The organism is Streptomyces sp. LARHCF249, from assembly GCF_052871255.1.
This window is the reverse complement of sequence record NZ_JBIXJQ010000007.1, coordinates 381651-395744: the sequence shown is the minus strand read 5'-3', so window position 1 is coordinate 395744 and position 14094 is coordinate 381651. Positions and strand designations below refer to the sequence as shown.

Here is a 14094-nt window from a genome sequence, read left to right as displayed (position 1 = left end):
GCGCGCGGCCCGCCGCCCGCTCCGCTCGACCCACTGCCGCACAGAGACCGAGGGCGGCACCCGGATCCTGGAAGGGATCCGGGTGCCGCCCTCGGGTTTTCCCGCTGTTATTCCGGCGGGCCGATGTAGTTCTTCAGGCCCGGCACCGTGAGCGTGCCGCCGAACTGGCCGGCCTGGACGACCTTCACGTCCGTGAAGAACGCGAAGGGGACGTTCAGGGGCGGCGGGCTGTTCGGGGTGAACTCGATCGGGATCAGGCCGAAGAGGTTGCCCTTGAGGCTCTCGGTGTACATCGTCACCGTGCCGCCGCGGATCTTGGAGGTGGAGCCCGGGCGGGACTTCAGGTGGGCGACGTTCCCCTCCTTGCCGACCGTCTGGTACAGGTCCTTGATGTCCAGCGAGTCCGCGGTGAACTTGAGGACCTTCTTGATCTTGCCGCTGCCCGTCTTCACCTCGACGATGCCGTGGTAGTCCAGGCCGTAGAGGGTCAGCAGGGAGCTGTCGAGGTACCAGGGCTCGTCGGGCAGGAGCGGGATGCCCGTCTCCAGCTCGGCGTCGGCCAGGGCCTGGGCGTCGTAGGTCGGGCAGGGGAAGGGTTCCTTCCCGTCCGCGTCCTTCGTCGCCTCCGGCGCGGCGTCGTCCTCGCCCTCGGCTGACGTGCCCGTCTCGTCCTTCGGGGTCTTCGCGGTGTCCTTGACCGCGTCGGGCAGCTCCTCGACCGTGGCTCCGGCCTTCTTCGCCGCGTCGCGGATGGCGTCCGCCGCCGGGTCCGGGGCCGGGGCCTCGGGCTTCGGTGCGGTGGTGGTGGGCGGCGCGGGCGTCGTCGGGGTCGCCGTCGGCTGCGCGTCCTTGGGGGTGAGGAGCTTCCTGAGCGCGTCGCCGACGCCCAGCGGGTCCAGCGGGTTCGTGGACTGGGTCGGCGTGGGCGTGGGCGTGGCGGCGGCCGGAGCCGCGCCCGTCGGCTTGGTCGCCGTCGGGGACGGGGAGCCGCTCGGCTTCGGCTTGGCGGACGGGGAGGCGGACGCGGACGGCGAGGGGGACGCACTGGGCGACGCACTCGGCGAAGGCGACGCCGAAGGCGTCGGCGACGCCGACTCCTTGGGCTCGTCGGACCGCGTCACGCACGGCCCGGGGGCGAAGGGGATGTCCTTGTCGTCGGCCACGGCCAGCTTGGGCGCCATGCCCATGCCGACGAACACGGCCGTCGGCATGGCCGCCAGCGCCATCGTCTTGCCGACGGGTATCTGGAGCTTGTTCAGCAGCGATTTCCTGGGCGCCGCGTGCCGCGGCCCCTTGATCTCGCGGGACTCTGCGCCTGGGGCCACGCCCCGCTGCGTCTCGTCACCCCGCACTGTTCCTCCCGCCATCGGCGTGGGCAGTCGTCTCGCTCTCGTGTACCGGCGTTTCCGTTCCGCGCTGTCCCGGGAAGCCCTGGGGCCCCTGGGCGGTCGCCACCGCCTCCGCCTTGCCCATCTCCACGCCCGCCGGCCGCTGGGGCTCCTCCACCGGCTGCCCGGGGACCCATGCCAGGGCGAGGGCGCCGCCGATCATGGAGAGGATGAAGCCCACGAAGAAGCCTCCGAGGTTGGAGACCGGGATCGAGACCAGGGCCAGCAGGATCGCGGCCACGCCGGCGAAGACGCGGATGGTCTGCTGGAACCAGAGGGCCAGGCCCAGCGTGATCAGCAGGACGCCGATGATCAGAGCCCCGGCGCCGCCCGTGGTGGCCATCGCCATGGTGACGTTGCCCAGCCGCAGGTCCGCGTACGGGAAGTAGGCGATCGGGAAGCCGCCGAGGAGCGTGAACAGCCCTGCCCAGAAGGGACGGCGACCGCTCCAGGCGTGGAAGTGGTAGTACACGACGGTGAGCCAGGCGTCGTCTTCGCGGCGAACATAAACCGGGGCCTGGGGGTTCATGGACAACAGCTCCCTGGAAACGGTGGTACGGAGAAATCTGTGGAGCCCGGACGGGCGGGCGGTGACGGCTGTCGCCGCCCGCCCGTCCGGTCACGCATCGGGACGGGTCAGTCCCGGACGTCCTTGTCCTGGTAGCACGGCTGGTCGCCGCCGAGCAGGCGCAGCTTCAGGTTGGGCAGCTTGAAGGTGCCCGCCGTGGTCGCCCACGCCTTCTGCTTCACGTCCGTCAGAATCGCCCTGTCGGCGCGCTGCGAGAACGCGTACTTGTTGCTGACCGTGCCGGGCTGCGGCTTGGTCGTGTGGCTCTCGTCGCCGACCGCGACACCGATGTCCAGGTTCTCGAACTCGGCGTCGGTGTCGAGCTCGGCAACATCCAGGTAGATGTTGGTCGCCTTGGCAGGCGTGCCCTTGTGACCGGTCTTCAGCTGGAGGGTGATAGCGCCCAGCGGCGTGGGCGTCACCAGCGACTGGCACATGTTGGTGATCTCGGCGCTGCTGAACCCGGAGATCGTGACCGGGTGCTTGACCGGCTCACCCTTGAGGTTGTGACCCTCGGCCATACCGCCGTACTGGATGAGGTCGCGACCGTCGAGCTTGTCGGCCGAGACCTTGAAGTCCTGGCCGGAGACGCTGAAGGACGCCGCGAGGGCACCCTGCGCCAGACCCACACCGACCGCGGCGGTGGCCGCGATGCTCGGCACCATGACGAGCGCGAAGCGCTTCCATCTGGTCCCGCCACGAACCTGAGAACTCATTTCGTTCCTCCTTCTCGGACGTACATCTCCGGTCCGGGCCGTGCCCGTCCTGGGATGGGAGAAGTGCTACGTCCTCGGGAAGGAGCGCAGGCGGCCTGGCCGCGGCTGTGCCACGTCCGGTACACCGGCGATCACCCCCGAGCGACAACCACTGGGCCACGCGTTCGCGCAACCTGGAGGACAGGCCCCGCCGGTGTGGCAGAGACCCCCCTGTCCCACGTCCGGTGCCACCGGCACCGTCCGGCTCGGTGGGGACCCTCCGCCGCGGCTCCGGATGAGCGGCACTGCGGGAAGGACCGAGCGTCGCCGATCGTGGTCCATTCCCGGCCGGGGCACAAGGGGGTTCGTTACTGGCGGGTAACGGCCAGATAACCGCAGTGAGGCCCCCTGTCGTCGGGCAGCAACACACGGTGTCACCAAGGGCCACGACAGATCGGGGGAAGAGCGAACACACCGGACAGTTCACGGCGTTCGACTTACTCGGAGTAACAGCGGCCGCGATTGCCAAGTTTTGGCAAAGTGCGGCCGCTGTTCATCAGCGTGTCAACAAATCCCGCCGGGGCGACGAGGGCTCAGAACAGGCCCCGGCTCAGAAGAGCACCCGCGCCAGCGCCGTACGCGCCGCCGAGACCCGCGGGTCGTCCGCGCCGATGACCTCGAACAGCTCCAGCAGGCGCAGCCGTACGGCGTCCCGGTCCTCACCGAACGTGACCCGCACGGTGTCCACCAGGCGCCCGAAGGCGTCCTCCACGTGCCCGCCGACCAGGTCCAGGTCGGCCGCGGCGATCTGGGCCGCCGGATCGCGCGGGTTCTCGGCCGCCGCGGTGCGCACCGCCTGCGGGTCCATGTCCCGGACGCGGACCAGGAGTTCCGCCTGGGCGAGGCCCAGCTTGGCCTCGGTGTTGCCCGGGTCGTCGGTGAGCACGTTCTTGTACGCCTGCACCGCGCCGCCCAGGTCCCCGGCGTCGAGCGCGGCGACCGCCGCCTCCAGCAGGGCGTCGTGCGGGCCGGCCGGAACCTCGGCCTCGACGGCGGCCCGGGGTGCGTCGCCCTCGGCGTTCGGGTCCACCTCGATGCCGATGATCCCGAAGCGCTCCTCGGCGACCTGCACCAGCTGGGCGAGGGTCTCGCGGATCTGCTGCTCCGGGGCCACGCCCTGGAACAGCGGCAGCACCTGTCCGGCGACCACGGCGAAGACGGCCGGGATGCCCTGGATCTGGAACTGCTGCATCAGCATCTGGTTGGCGTCGACATCGACCTTGGCGAGCACGAGGCGGCCGTTGGCCTCGATGGTCAGGCGCTCCAGGAGCGGGCTGAGCTGCTTGCACGGCTCGCACCACTCGGCCCAGAAGTCCAGGACGACCGGGACCTCGGCGGAGAGCTGGAGTACGTCGCGTTCGAACCCGGCCTCGTCTACGTCGAGGACGAGGGCGGAGGGCGGCACCGCGCCGGCGGCCGGTCCGGCCCCGCCGCCCTGCGCCGCCTGCCGTGCGGCTTCGGCTCGGGCCTGCTCGGCCTTGGCCTTGGCCTCACCGGCCGCCTTCACCGCGGCGAGGTCGACGACGCCGCTCATGGACATGTTTCTGGGCTGCATGCGTACATCCTCCCCCGAGTGCGCGCGCCGAAGAAAAAGATCGCTGGAATTGACCTGATCCGCGATCGTGGTGCTGGTCGGTGCCAGGTCCCCACCTGGCGCCAGTAGCTCTTCGCGTGGTTGTCGCTCTTACGCTACGAGCCGTAGCGTAACTCCTTCCGGGCCCGCCGCGCCCGTGATCTGAACCACAGCCGCCGCCTCGGCTACTGACGGGTATGGTCTCGGCCATGCGCAACCCCAGCCCCGGCCGCACCGGCCGCCCCCGCAGCGCCGCCGCGGACGCCGCGATCCTCGCCGCGACCCGGGACGCGCTGGTGGAGCTGGGCTGGTCGAAGCTGACGATGAGCGACGTGTCGGCCCGGGCCGGCGTCGCCAAGACCACTCTGTACCGGCGCTGGGCGGGAAAGAACGAGCTGGTCGTGGACGCGGTCGCGGAGCTCTTCGACTCCCTCGAACTACCCGACCGCGGCTCCCTCGAAGCCGACATCGAGTACGTGGTCCTCCGGTTCGCGGAGCTGCTGCGGCGCCCGGAGGCCCGTACGGCCCTGATGGCGGTGGTCGCCGAGTCCACCCGGGACGAGGCCCTGCGCGACCGCATCCGGTCGGCCATCGTGGACCGGCAGAAACGTCTCGTCGTACTGGGCCGCGAGCGGGCCCAGGCCCGCGGGGAACTCGCGTACGAGGAGGACGAGACCCTCGCCGGCCGCACCACCGACCTGATATTCGACGTGATCGCGGGCACCGTGGTGCACCGCGCCCTGGTGAGCTCGGAGCCGGTGGACGAACTCTGGGTGGCCACCTTCACGGCGCTGCTGATGCACGGCCTCCGCGGCTCCGCCCCGGCCTGAGCAACGGCAAAGGCCGGTCACGGCGCCACCGCAACGGCGCCACGACCGGCCTCGCGTCGGACCGCTCAGAAGCCCGGCGGCTCGGTGTAGGTGCCCCACTCGTCGCGCAGGACGTTGCAGATCTCGCCCAGCGTGGCCTCGGCCCGCACCGCGTCCAGCATGGCCGGAATCATGTTCGACCCGTCCCGGGCGGCTGCCAGCATCGCGGCCAGCGACTCCGTCACCTTGGCGTCGTCACGGCCGGCCTTGCGGTCGGCGAGCACGCGGACCTGCTCGCGCTCCACCTCGTGGCTGACGCGCAGGATCTCCAGGTCCCCGGTGACCGAGCCGTGGTGGACGTTGACGCCGACGACCCGCTTGTCGCCCTTCTCCAGCGAGCGCTGGTAGACGAAGGCCGACTCGGCGATCTCCCCGGTGAACCAGCCGTCCTCGATGCCGCGCAGGATGCCCGAGGTGATCGGCCCGATGGGGTGCTGCCCGTCCGGGTGGGCGCGCAGCCCGCGCTCCTTGATCTGGTCGAAGATCTTCTCGGCGTCCGCCTCGATGCGGTCGGTGAGCTGCTCGACGTACCAGGAACCGCCCAGCGGGTCCGCCACGTTGGCGACGCCGGTCTCCTCCATGAGCACCTGCTGGGTGCGCAGGGCGATTTCGGCGGCCTGCTCGCTGGGCAGGGCGAGGGTCTCGTCGAGGGCGTTGGTGTGCAGGGAGTTCGTGCCGCCGAGGACGGCCGCGAGGGCTTCGACGGCGGTGCGCACGACGTTGTTGTACGGCTGCTGGGCGGTGAGGGAGACACCGGCGGTCTGCGTGTGGAAGCGCAGCCACATCGACTTCTCGCTCGACGCTCCGTAGACCTCCTTCATCCAGCGGGCCCAGATCCGGCGGGCGGCGCGGAACTTGGCGATCTCCTCGAAGAAGTCGAGGTGCGCGTCGAAGAAGAAGGAGAGGCCGGGCGCGAAGTGGTCCACGTCCATGCCGCGCGAGAGCCCGAGCTCCACGTACCCGAATCCGTCGGCGAGGGTGTAGGCCAGCTCCTGCGCGGCCGTCGCCCCGGCCTCGCGGATGTGGTAGCCGGAGACGGACAGCGGCTTGTAGGCCGGGATGCCCTTGGCGCAGTACTCCATGAGGTCGCCGATGAGGCGCAGGTGCGGCTCCGGTTCGAAGAGCCACTCCTTCTGGGCGATGTACTCCTTGAAGATGTCCGTCTGGAGGGTGCCGTTGAGGAGGGCCGGGTCCACGCCCTGCCGCTCGGCGGCGACCAGGTACATGCAGAAGGCGGGCACGGCGGGGCCCGAGATGGTCATCGAGGTGGTGACGTCGCCGAGCGGGATGTCCTTGAACAGGACCTCCATGTCGGCGGCGGAGTCTATGGCCACCCCGCAGTGGCCCACCTCGCCCAGCGAGCGGGGGTCGTCGGAGTCCCGCCCCATGAGGGTCGGCATGTCGAAGGCGACGGAGAGCCCGCCGCCGCCGGCCGCCAGGATCATCTTGTAGCGCTCGTTGGTCTGCTCGGCGTTCCCGAACCCGGCGAACTGCCGGATGGTCCAGGTCCGCCCGCGGTAGCCGGTGGCGTGCAGGCCTCGGGTGTACGGGTACTCCCCCGGCCAGCCGATGCGCTCGAACCCCTCGTACGCGTCGCCGGGCCGGGGCCCGTAGACCGGATCGACGGCATCGCCGGAGAGCGTGGTGAAGTCTGCCTCGCGCTTGCGGGCCTTGTCGTAACGGGCCTGCCAGCGTCGGCGGCCTTCCTCGATGGCGTCTGCGTCCATACCCTTGAATTTACTAGGACGTCCTAGTAAATGTCGATGGGAAACCCCGGGGAGTTCTCCCCGGGGATGTCCGCTCGAGCCGCGCCCTAGGCCTGGACGGTCGCCGGCGAGCCGCTGACCAGCGGCTCGACCTCGGCGCGCACCTTGCGCTCGACGAAGAAGGCGGCCAGCGGAATGGTGCCGCTGAGCATGATCCAGAGCATCTTGCCGAAGGACCACCTGGCCTTGGAGCTCAGGTCGAAGGCGAAGACCAGGTAGATCATGAAGAGCACGCCGTGGGCCTGGGACACCACGAACGTGAGATCGGCGCCCTTGTCGAAGCCGTACTTGAAAATCATGCAGGTGCACAGCACCAGCAGCATCACGGCAGTGGCAAAGGCCATCACCCGGTAGCGGGTCAGCACGCTCTTCTTCATGCGCCTGAGCCTAACCGTCCGTTTTGCTCGATCTTGACGGGGGCCTACTTCTCCTCGAAGTCCGCGGCAGCGACCCGCAGCGGGCGCAGCAGCGCGAAGATCTCCGCGCACTCCTCGGCGTCGTACGCCCCGAGTCCGAAGTCCATCGCCATCAGGTCCTTGGTGGCGGCCTCGACGACCTCGCGGCCCTTGTCCGTGATGGAGGCGAGGGTGCCGCGGCCGTCGTTCGGGTTGGGCCGCTTGTCGACGAGCCCCGACCTCACCAGCCGGTCGACGGTGTTCGTCACCGAGGTCGGGTGGACCATGAGCCGCTCGCCGATCTTCGACATCGGCAGCTCGCCGGCCTTGGAGAAGGTGAGCAGCACCAGCGCCTCGTACCGCGCGAAGGTCAGCCCGTACGGCTTGACCACGGCGTCGACCTCGCCGAGCAGGATCTGGTGCGCGCGCATGATCGACGTGATGGCGGCCATCGCGGGCACCGGCCCCCAGCGCCGCTGCCAGAGCTCGTCGGCGCGGGCGATGGGATCGAAGGGAAGGCTGAGCGGCTTGGACACGTACCAGACCCTACCGTTCGGTCATTTGGCGGCGAGCCCCGTCTCACTCCTCGGCCGCTCCTGTTCCGTTGCGGTGGACCGGAGTTCGGCGAGGAGCAGCAGGACGACGGCCGTGCCGATGATGCCGGAACCGGTGACGACCCGGTGGACCGGGAGGAACTCGGCTGCCAGTCCGGCCAGGGCCATGCCGGCACCCTGCAAGGTCATCAGGCCGGTGCTGAGCAGGGTCATCGCACGGCCGCGCAGCTCCTCGGGGACGGCGTCGAGGTACCACTGGTCGAGGCCGAGGGTGTAGGCCTGGGCCAGGCCGGCCAGCAGCAGCGCGGTGAACGCGAGCAGCACGCCGGGCCGCAGGGTGTACAGGAGGAGCGGCAGCAGTCCGGCGGCGGCGAGCGGGACCGTGATCCGCGAACGGGTTCGGGAGGTGAGCGCGGAGCCGGCCCACAGCTCTCCGGCGATGGTGCCCACGGGCAGCGCGCACATCAGCAGCCCCAGCACGCCGGTTCCCGCGCCGAGGCCGGCGGTGTACGGGGCGAGCAGCGCCTCCGGTACGACGACGAAGACGGGCGGCAGCCAGAACATCAGGGTCAGCGCCCGGATCCGGCGGTTGCCGAGGACGGCGCGCAGCCCGGCGGCCGGGGAGCGGCGGGCCGCCGCGCGGGCGGGCCTGCCGCGCGTGCCCAGGCGCAGCAGCAGCGCCGAGCCGAGGAATCCGGCGGCGGTCAGGGCGATGGCCCCGCGCGGCGCGAGGACGGTGAGCAGGATCCCGCCGAGGCCGAAGCCGATGAGCTGGGCGCTCTGGGCCACCATGCGCAGCAGCGAGCGGCCGAGCACGAGGGTGTCGCCGGTGCCGAGGATGTCGGCGAGGGAGGCGCTGCGGGCGCCTTGGAACAGCGGTGCCACGAAGGCCATCGCGCAGCGCAGTACGAGGAGCAGCGCGACGGGGGTGCCCGGCAGGGCCATGGCGGCCGCGCAGGCGGCGCAGACGAGGTCGCACGCGACGAGCACCCGCCGGGCGGGGCGGCGGTCGGCGGTCCCGGCGAGCAGGGTGCCGCCGAGGGCGTACGGGAGGAAGCCGAGGGCGAAGGTGAGCGCGCTCATCAGCGGCGAGCCGGTGGCGCGGTAGACGAGGACGGTCAGGGCGATCTCGGCGACGACCACGCCGAGTACGGACATCAGGTGTGCGGCGAAGACGGGCCGGAATTCCCGGATCCGGAAGACGGCCCGGTAGCCGGCGGCCGGGGTGGCGGTTGACATGTCCGGCAGCCTCGCGCGAACTACCCTGGCAGCCGTAGAGATTCGGGCCCGGACGAATCCGGGGTCGGGCGAGGGACGGGAGGCAGGGGCTCCGTGGGGTTCCACTTCCGTTTCGGCCCCGGCGACCTGCTGCGGTGCCGGTTCGCGATCTCCCCCCGCTGGGAGACGCAGGAGGCGGTCCGCGCCCTGCTCCGCCCGTACCGGCACACCTACCACCTGCCCTGGCTGCGACGGGTGCGGGCCGCGGCCGAGGGACTGGACCTGCGGCCCCTGTGGCTGCTGATGCCTCGCGCGGGACACAATCCGGACTTCCTCAGCCCGCCGCCGCTGGGCCCGTCCGTCACCTTCGAGGAGGAGCTGGCGCGGGTACGGGCCGCCGATCCGGAGGCGGCGCGCGAGGACCTGCGGCTCTCCCTGGTCTGCACGCCGGGCGCGCTGGAGAGCGACCTCGGGCAGCGGATGCTGGCGGATCCGGAGCGGGCGGTGCGGGAGCTGGCCGATCTCACCGAGCGGGCCTGGGAGGCCCTGGTCGCCCCGCACTGGCCGCGGCTGCGCGCGCTGCTGGAGGCGGACATCCTGTTCCACTCGCGGCGGCTGGCGGCCGGCGGTCTGGAGGCCCTGTTCGAGGGTCTCCACCCGGACCTGCGGTGGCACGGGGAGACGGACACCCTGACCATCGCCCGGACCGGGCACCACGACCGGGTGCTGGACGGGCAGGGACTGCTGTTGATGCCGAGCGCGTTCGGCTGGCCGGACGTGGTCGGCGGCTACGACCCTCCCTGGCAGCCGACGCTCGTCTACCCGGCACGGGGGATCGGCGCGCTGTGGACGGCCTCGGCGGGCCCGGTCCCGCAGGCGCTGGCCCACCTGCTGGGACGGGCCCGGGCCGAGGTGCTGTGCGCGCTGGAGGAACCCGCCTCCACCACGGCGCTCGCCCACCGGCTCGGCCTCGCCCCGTCCACGGTCTCGGCGCACCTGGGGGTCCTGCGGGCGGCGGGCCTGCTCGTCTCCGGCCGCCACGGCCACCAGGTCCTCTACGAACGCACGCCGCTGGCCATCGCGCTGGCCGGCGGGGGGCCCGGGGCGTCGTAGAGGGGTCGCAGAGGTGTCGCAAGGAGGCGGCAACTGACCGTTATGTCACGATATCCCGGTCCGCTGCCCGATCCTTCGTCCCGAGGAAGCCGGATGCGCCCCGCCGTTGCCAGACGCGCCGTTCCCCGACGCGCCGATTCCCGACGCCGTCCCGTCACCGTCCTCGGCCTCCTGCTGTGCCTGGCGGCGGCCGCGTGTTCCGGCGAAGCAGCACCCGGCGCGGGGGCTCCGGCGGCCGCCCCCTCCGGAACCGGGGCGGTCGGGTCCCCCTACTGGGTGGATCCGCAGGCCGACGCCGCCCGGCAGGTCGGCGCCTGGGAGGCGGCGGGCCGCTACAGCGACGCGCACGTCCTGCGCAGGATCGCGGAGCAGCCGATGGCCCTGTGGGCTCCGGGCGGGAATCCCGCTCCCGAGATCCGCCGGGCCGGGAACGGCGCCCGGGCCACTGGGCGGACCCTGGTGCTCGTCGCGCACAACGTCCCGCACCGCGGCTGCGGCCTGGGACATGGCGGCCGGCATCCGGCCGGCGGCGCCCGGAGCGCCGCGGCCTACCGCAGCTGGATCGGCGCCTTCGCCGACGGCATCGGGAACACCAAGGCCGTCGTCGTCCTGGAGCCGGACGCGATCACGCACATCGTCGACGGCTGCACCCGGCCGGAACACCGCGCCGAGCGCTACCGGCTGCTCTCGGAGGCCGTCGACCGGCTGAAGCGGAACCCGCACACCAGGGTCTACCTGGACGCCGGCAGCCCGGCCCGGATCCCGGACCCGCAGGATCTCGTCGGGCCGCTGCTCGAGGCCGGCCTCGCCCGCGCCGACGGGTTCGCGCTCAACGTCGCCGACTTCCAGCCCGACGCCGCCACCCGGGCCTACGGCGCCAGGATCTCCGAGGCCGCCGGCCACAAGCACTTCGTCGTCGACACCAGCCGCAACGGCGCGGGCCCGCTGCCCGGCGGGCGCGGCCAGGACCGGTGCAATCCGCCCGGCCGGGCGCTGGGGACTGCGCCGACCGACAGGACCGGCGACCCGCTCGTCGACGCGTACCTCTGGATCAAGCGGCCCGGGGAGTCCGACGGCCCCTGCCGCGGCGGCCCGCGGGCGGGCGAGTGGTGGCCGGACTACGCCCTGGGGCTCGCCCGGCGGGCCAGGGAGTGACGCGGCGTCAGCCAGCGGATCCGGAAACGAGAGGCACGGTGACGTCCAGGTTCCTGATCCACACCCGCTCCACCCGTGAGTCGATACGGAACTCGCCGTGCACCTTGGTCTCCGTCACCACTTGCGCGACGGTGCCCGTCGGCCTGGTCTCCACCAGCTTGAGGACGAGGATCTCGGGGTCCGGATTGATGCCCGGGTTGTCGCGCTCCAAGCCGAGCTGGAACTCGGGGAGGGGGCAGGACAGTGTCCCGTCGATGGTGACCAGGCGCCCGTCCTCACCGGCTCCGTACCCCTCGTGGCTCACCACTGCCGTGAAGTGTTGTTCGCTGCCGCTGCACTGCAGGGATCCGTGCTGCTCCGTGCTCGCCATGATTCCTCCGAAGGCTGCTTCCTTCTCGCTGGGGACGGGCTCGAGTGCCGTGCGTGCTTCGGGGTGCTCGCCGTTCCGGCCGCCGCGGGGCGCAGGACGTCGGACAGGATCAGTGTGCGCCGGCGGGGCGCGCCCGGCATCTGGATCAACCGGGTGGCCGCTGATACGAGAACGCCCCCGGCCGGCGGGCCAGGGGCGCTCGGAAGGCGCGGCGGGGGCTCGGCCTCAGCCGCCGGCGAGGTGGCGCTCCACCGTCTCGACCTTCGAGGTCATCCCGTCGGAGACACCGGGACGGATGTCGGCCTTCAGGATGAAGGAGACGCGCGGCGCCCGCTCCTCCACGGCCGCCACCGCGCGCCGGACCACGTCCATGACCTCGTCCCACTCGCCCTCGACGGTGGTGAACATGGCGTCGGTGCGGTTGGGCAGCCCCGACTCGCGGACCACGCGGACCGCGTCGGCGACGTACTCCCCGACCTCTTCACCGACCCCCAGCGGGGTCACCGAGAACGCGACGATCACGCTTCGGCCGCCTGCCGGGCCCGCGCCGCGATCACGCTGTCGGCCTCGTCCTGCTTGAGCAGCCGGTCGCCGTACAGACCGCCGAAGGGCAGCAGCGCCAGTACGAAGAACAGCGCGACCTTCTTGACGGGCCACTTCGCCTTGTTCCAGACATCCAGCAGGAAGAGCGCGTAGATGACGAAGAGGACCCCGTGCAGGATGCCGAGCGGCATCATCAGGTAGTCGATGTCCGAGATCCGGCTCAGCAGCGAGCCGAAGATCAGCAGGGCCGGGAAGGACAGCGCCTCCGGGACGGAGATGAGGCGCAGCCGGTGCAGGGCGGAAGCGGTCTTGATGTCCACGGGGAACCTTCGGGATGGGAGCCTGGGGCCGTTCCAGTGTCTCAGCCGCTTTGCGGGATCTTGACCCGGGGCCCTCTCCGCCGGGGGCGTCACGGCAGTCCGCGTGCGCCGGTCGTGCCCGAGTCGTCCCCGAATCGCGCCCGAAACCGCCCGGGTGTGGCGCATATCGGCCATGGGGCCCTGTTCGCGTCCGCCCGCTGCCGATAACGTCATCCCGTGGCTCAGTTCCGACTCCAAGGCAGCAAGGTGCTCGCCGTCGACCTGACCGGGGATGCCGTGAAAGCGAAAAACGGCTCCATGGTCGCGTACGACGGCCAGATGGCCTTCAAGAAGATGACCGGCGGCGGCGAAGGCATCCGCGGGATGGTGACCCGCCGGCTGACCGGCGAACAGATGACCGTGATGGAAGTGCAGGGGCACGGCACCTGCTTCTTCGCCGACCGCGCGAGCGAGATCAATCTGGTCGATCTGCGCGGCGAGAAGCTCTACGTCGAGTCCAGCAACCTGCTGTGCACCGACGGCGGGCTGCGCACCGGCACGACCTTCACCGGTCTGCGCGGGGCGACGACGGGCAACGGCCTGTTCACGACGACCGTCGAGGGCTCGGGCCAGGCGGCGATCATGTCCGACGGCCCGGCGGTGGTGCTGCGCGTCAGCGCCCAGTACCCGCTCTCCGTCGACCCGGGGGCGTACATCGCGCACACCGGCAACCTCCAGCAGTCCTTCCAGTCCGGGGTGAACTTCCGCACCCTGATCGGCGAGGGCTCCGGCGAGTCCTTCCAGATCCGCTTCGAGGGCGAGGGCCTGGTGTACGTGCAGCCCAGCGAGCGCAACACCATCGGGGGCGACGTCTGATGCCGTTCCGCGAGATCAACTCGAAGATGGTCGAGGCTCAGGTGGTCCCGGGCCAGAAGATGTACAGCCAGCGCGGCGCGATGCTCGCGTATCGCGGCGAGGTCTCCTTCACCCCGAGCCTGACCGGTGGTCAGGGCGGGGTGATGGGCATGATCGGGCGCCGGGTGGCCAACGAGCAGACCCCGCTGATGGCGGTCGAGGGCAGCGGCACCGTGATGTTCGGCCATGGCGGCCACCACATCCAGGTGATCAACCTGACCGGCGAGACCCTGTACGTGGAGGCCGACCGGCTGCTGGCCTTCGACGGCACGCTGCAGCAGGGCACGATGTTCATGGGCTCGCAAGGCGGTGTCATGGGCATGGTCCGCGGTCAGGTGACCGGCCAGGGCCTGTTCACCACGACCCTCAAGGGCCACGGCTCGGTCGCCGTGATGGCCCACGGCGGGGTCATCGAACTCCCCATCCACCCGAACCGGCCGGTCCACGTGGACCCGCAGGCGTACGTCGCCCATCACGGCGACGTCCGCAACAAGCTCTCCACCGCGCTGGGCTGGCGGGACATGGTGGGGCGCGGCTCGGGTGAGGCGTTCCAGCTGGAGCTGTCCGGCCAGGGCGCGGTGTACGTACAGGCCTCGGAGGAGAAGCTGTGAAC

16 protein-coding genes are annotated in these 14094 nt (G+C 71.3%); 5 read left to right on the top strand and 11 right to left on the bottom strand.

Annotation, left to right across the window (positions count from 1 at the left end; all coding sequences use genetic code 11):
- Positions 1–107 precede the first annotated feature (107 nt).
- The 4 genes from ACIPUC_RS22820 to ACIPUC_RS22805 form a co-directional block, all read right to left on the bottom strand.
- On the bottom strand, positions 108–1352 hold the full coding sequence (locus ACIPUC_RS22820; RefSeq protein ID WP_446591714.1) for a hypothetical protein: 1245 nt from the start codon (positions 1350–1352) through the stop codon (positions 108–110).
- Positions 1342–1917: a DUF6114 domain-containing protein gene (locus ACIPUC_RS22815; RefSeq protein ID WP_446591712.1), complete on the bottom strand. Its 576-nt coding sequence runs from the start codon at positions 1915–1917 to the stop codon at positions 1342–1344. Before ACIPUC_RS22815 ends, ACIPUC_RS22820 begins: the two co-directional genes overlap by 11 nt.
- A 107-nt stretch (positions 1918–2024) precedes the next feature.
- Positions 2025–2672 (bottom strand): DUF6230 family protein, encoded by a 648-nt coding sequence (locus ACIPUC_RS22810; protein WP_446591710.1) that lies wholly within the window; start codon positions 2670–2672, stop codon positions 2025–2027.
- Between the two features lie 589 nt (positions 2673–3261).
- Entirely contained in the window at positions 3262–4266 is a 1005-nt protein-coding gene (locus ACIPUC_RS22805) for a tetratricopeptide repeat protein (protein WP_446591709.1), read from the bottom strand.
- Between the two features lie 227 nt (positions 4267–4493).
- On the opposite strand from ACIPUC_RS22805, the gene ACIPUC_RS22800 reads away from it, so the two are divergent.
- Positions 4494–5114: a TetR/AcrR family transcriptional regulator gene (locus ACIPUC_RS22800; protein ID WP_446591707.1), complete on the top strand. Its 621-nt coding sequence runs from the start codon at positions 4494–4496 to the stop codon at positions 5112–5114.
- A 65-nt stretch (positions 5115–5179) separates the two neighbouring features.
- Here ACIPUC_RS22800 and ACIPUC_RS22795 read toward each other — a convergent pair whose 3' ends face one another.
- The 4 genes from ACIPUC_RS22795 to ACIPUC_RS22780 all read right to left on the bottom strand — a co-directional run bounded on the left by ACIPUC_RS22795 (position 5180) and on the right by ACIPUC_RS22780 (position 9107).
- Positions 5180–6880 carry an acyl-CoA mutase large subunit family protein gene (locus ACIPUC_RS22795; RefSeq protein ID WP_446591705.1) on the bottom strand — a complete coding sequence of 567 codons (1701 nt, stop codon included), beginning with the start codon at positions 6878–6880 and terminating at the stop codon, positions 5180–5182.
- 86 nt (positions 6881–6966) lie between these two features.
- Positions 6967–7296 (bottom strand): DUF3817 domain-containing protein, encoded by a 330-nt coding sequence (locus ACIPUC_RS22790; RefSeq protein WP_446591703.1) that lies wholly within the window; start codon positions 7294–7296, stop codon positions 6967–6969.
- A 44-nt stretch (positions 7297–7340) separates the two neighbouring features.
- Positions 7341–7850 carry a MarR family winged helix-turn-helix transcriptional regulator gene (locus ACIPUC_RS22785; RefSeq protein ID WP_446591701.1) on the bottom strand — a complete coding sequence of 170 codons (510 nt, stop codon included), beginning with the start codon at positions 7848–7850 and terminating at the stop codon, positions 7341–7343.
- Between the two features lie 21 nt (positions 7851–7871).
- Positions 7872–9107, bottom strand: coding sequence for an MFS transporter (locus ACIPUC_RS22780; protein WP_446591700.1), 1236 nt, complete (start codon positions 9105–9107; stop codon positions 7872–7874).
- A gap of 93 nt (positions 9108–9200) precedes the next feature.
- Between ACIPUC_RS22780 and ACIPUC_RS22775 the strand changes: the two genes are divergently transcribed.
- The gene (locus ACIPUC_RS22775; RefSeq protein ID WP_446591698.1) at positions 9201–10199 is read left to right on the top strand and encodes a DUF5937 family protein; all 999 of its coding nucleotides are present in this window, start codon (positions 9201–9203) and stop codon (positions 10197–10199) included.
- Between the two features lie 93 nt (positions 10200–10292).
- Positions 10293–11354 (top strand): glycoside hydrolase family 6 protein, encoded by a 1062-nt coding sequence (locus ACIPUC_RS22770; RefSeq protein WP_446591697.1) that lies wholly within the window; start codon positions 10293–10295, stop codon positions 11352–11354.
- Between the two features lie 7 nt (positions 11355–11361).
- Here ACIPUC_RS22770 and ACIPUC_RS22765 read toward each other — a convergent pair whose 3' ends face one another.
- The 3 genes from ACIPUC_RS22765 to ACIPUC_RS22755 form a co-directional block, all read right to left on the bottom strand.
- Positions 11362–11724, bottom strand: a complete 363-nt coding sequence (locus ACIPUC_RS22765; protein WP_446591696.1) for a hypothetical protein — start codon at positions 11722–11724, stop codon at positions 11362–11364.
- Between the two features lie 225 nt (positions 11725–11949).
- The gene (locus ACIPUC_RS22760) at positions 11950–12246 is read right to left on the bottom strand and encodes an MTH1187 family thiamine-binding protein (RefSeq protein WP_257554101.1); all 297 of its coding nucleotides are present in this window, start codon (positions 12244–12246) and stop codon (positions 11950–11952) included.
- Entirely contained in the window at positions 12243–12587 is a 345-nt protein-coding gene (locus ACIPUC_RS22755) for a DUF3817 domain-containing protein (protein ID WP_446591694.1), read from the bottom strand. The genes ACIPUC_RS22760 and ACIPUC_RS22755 overlap by 4 nt, the downstream gene beginning before the upstream one ends.
- A 216-nt stretch (positions 12588–12803) precedes the next feature.
- Between ACIPUC_RS22755 and ACIPUC_RS22750 the strand changes: the two genes are divergently transcribed.
- Positions 12804–13442, top strand: a complete 639-nt coding sequence (locus tag ACIPUC_RS22750; protein ID WP_446591692.1) for an AIM24 family protein — start codon at positions 12804–12806, stop codon at positions 13440–13442.
- On the top strand, positions 13442–14092 hold the full coding sequence (locus ACIPUC_RS22745) for an AIM24 family protein (protein WP_446591690.1): 651 nt from the start codon (positions 13442–13444) through the stop codon (positions 14090–14092). The genes ACIPUC_RS22750 and ACIPUC_RS22745 overlap by 1 nt, the downstream gene beginning before the upstream one ends.
- Positions 14093–14094: the final 2 nt, after the last annotated feature.

Bases quoted from the DNA above. Each gene is read 5' to 3' on its own strand.
- ACIPUC_RS22815 (WP_446591712.1), bottom strand. From the start codon at position 1,917: ATGAACCCCCAGGCCCCGGTTTATGTTCGCCGCGAAGACGACGCCTGG.
- ACIPUC_RS22810 (WP_446591710.1), bottom strand. From the start codon at position 2,672: ATGAGTTCTCAGGTTCGTGGCGGGACCAGATGGAAGCGCTTCGCGCTC.
- ACIPUC_RS22805 (WP_446591709.1), bottom strand. From the start codon at position 4,266: ATGCAGCCCAGAAACATGTCCATGAGCGGCGTCGTCGACCTCGCCGCG.
- ACIPUC_RS22800 (WP_446591707.1), top strand. From the start codon at position 4,494: ATGCGCAACCCCAGCCCCGGCCGCACCGGCCGCCCCCGCAGCGCCGCC.
- ACIPUC_RS22795 (WP_446591705.1), bottom strand. From the start codon at position 6,880: ATGGACGCAGACGCCATCGAGGAAGGCCGCCGACGCTGGCAGGCCCGT.
- ACIPUC_RS22790 (WP_446591703.1), bottom strand. From the start codon at position 7,296: ATGAAGAAGAGCGTGCTGACCCGCTACCGGGTGATGGCCTTTGCCACT.
- ACIPUC_RS22780 (WP_446591700.1), bottom strand. From the start codon at position 9,107: ATGTCAACCGCCACCCCGGCCGCCGGCTACCGGGCCGTCTTCCGGATC.
- ACIPUC_RS22770 (WP_446591697.1), top strand. From the start codon at position 10,293: ATGCGCCCCGCCGTTGCCAGACGCGCCGTTCCCCGACGCGCCGATTCC.
- ACIPUC_RS22765 (WP_446591696.1), bottom strand. From the start codon at position 11,724: ATGGCGAGCACGGAGCAGCACGGATCCCTGCAGTGCAGCGGCAGCGAA.
- ACIPUC_RS22745 (WP_446591690.1), top strand. From the start codon at position 13,442: ATGCCGTTCCGCGAGATCAACTCGAAGATGGTCGAGGCTCAGGTGGTC.